At 57.9% G+C, this 1,272-nt stretch carries 1 protein-coding gene; it reads right to left on the bottom strand.

Features of this window, described 5'->3' with window-relative positions; all coding sequences use genetic code 11:
• Positions 1-18 precede the first annotated feature (18 nt).
• A protein-coding gene (locus IFT53_RS23520; RefSeq protein WP_192068466.1) for an IS3 family transposase occupies positions 19-1,208 on the bottom strand; the annotation gives its coding sequence in 2 pieces (ribosomal slippage) (positions 19-959 and positions 959-1,208; 1,191 coding nt in all).
• Positions 1,209-1,272: the final 64 nt, after the last annotated feature.

Below are 1,272 nucleotides of genomic sequence, written 5' to 3'. Positions count from 1 at the left end.
TGACCTTGCCCCCAAGTTTTATCCAGTTTTGAGTTCGCTCCAGCGGTTTTGGGTTGCTGTATTCGGGGCGGTAGCGGCGGGTTGCGGTGCGGAGCCATTCCGGCTGCGCAGCACCGCATCACGTCGCGGGTTGATTGTCTGAGCGAACTCGGCAGGCGTCATCCAGCCGAGTCCAGAGTGTGGTCGATGATCGTTGTAATCGCTGCGCCAGTTTAAAAGCGCTGATCGTGCATGGGTCAGTGACGAGAAGAGCGTTTCATTCAGGAACTCATCTCGCAGCCGTCCATTGAAGCTTTCGATAAAGGCGTTCTGGATCGGCTTGCCGGGTGCGATGTAGTGCCATTCGACTGTCATCCGGTCGGCCCATTGCAGGATCGCGTTGCTGGTGAACTCACTGCCATTGTCGCTGACAATCATCTTCGGCTTACCTCGTCCCTCAATGATCCGGTCCAGCTCACGGGCAACCCGCAGGCCGGAAAGGGACGTATCGGTGACGAGAGCCAGGCACTCCCTGGTGCAATCATCGACGACCGTAAGCACCCGGAACCTGCGGCCATCGGTGAGCTGATCTGACACGAAGTCCAGCGACCAGCGATCATTGGCAGCCGTCGGGATCAACATCGGCGCTCGAGTGCCTATCGCCCGCTTACGCCCGCCACGCTTGCGTACCGTCAGCTTCTCTTCCCGATAGAGCCGGAAGAGTTTCTTGTGGTTCACAAGATGCCCCTCGCGTCTAAGCAGCACATGAAGGCGTCTATATCCAAAGCGGCGGCGTTCATGCGCCAGCGCCTTCATCCGCTCGCGAAGGTCATGGCCATCGCTGCGCCTGGTTTCGTAACGGATCGTCATACGGCAAAAGCCCATGGCTTTACACGCCCGCCGTTCGCTCATCTGGTGATGATCCATCAGATGAGCGACAGCTCGCCGCTTTGCCGCGGGCGTCACCACTTCTTTCCCAAAAGGTCTTTCAAAGCTGCATTGTCGAGCATGGCATCCGCAAGAAGCCGCTTCAGCTTCGCGTTCTCGTCCTCCAGCGTCCTCAGCCGCTTGGCTTCGGATACGTCCATGCCGCCGAACTTGGCCTTCCACTTGTAGATGCTCGCATCACTGACACCGTGCTTGCGGCAAAGCTCCGAGACCGGCGTGCCCGCCTCGTGCTCCTTCAGAATGCCGATGATCTGTTCGTCTGTAAAACGGTTGCGCTTCATTCTCTGGTCCTCTCAATGGGCCAGAGCTTACTTCAAAATGGATTATTTCAACGGGGCAAGGTCA

The organism is Rhizobium sp. CFBP 13644, from assembly GCF_014842165.1.
Lineage (GTDB): Bacteria > Pseudomonadota > Alphaproteobacteria > Rhizobiales > Rhizobiaceae > Agrobacterium > Agrobacterium tumefaciens_C.
The sequence above is the reverse complement of the archived record's forward strand: the minus strand, read 5'-3'. Positions and strand labels throughout refer to the sequence as shown.